Annotated in this window: 1 pseudogene; it reads right to left on the bottom strand. The window is 54.5% G+C overall.

Annotated elements, in window-relative coordinates:
- Window positions 1-244 (bottom strand): annotated as a pseudogene (locus tag JUK32_RS27265) (cation:proton antiporter); the annotation flags it as partial.

Here is a 244-nt window from a genome sequence, read left to right as displayed (position 1 = left end):
CCATGCAAAATCACCGTCTGGGTGTAGAAGAATTTGGACTTATTCAGCTGCCAGCAGTACAGCACCACCGCTGCCGTCACCAGCGCATTCGTCAAAATGAAGAACCCGCTGAGGTCATCAATCATCAAGGTGACGCCAAAGTTATCCACCAGTTGCAAGGTGGTCGGCGCCCCTTGGAACAAGCACAGCAAGCTATAAACCAGCGAGGTCAGGGCGACGCTTAAGGTGAGCACGCGGCCCGATC

The organism is Halomicronema sp. CCY15110, from assembly GCF_016888165.1.
GTDB lineage: Bacteria > Cyanobacteriota > Cyanobacteriia > Phormidesmidales > Phormidesmidaceae > Halomicronema.
The sequence above is the reverse complement of the archived record's forward strand: the minus strand, read 5'-3'. Positions and strand labels throughout refer to the sequence as shown.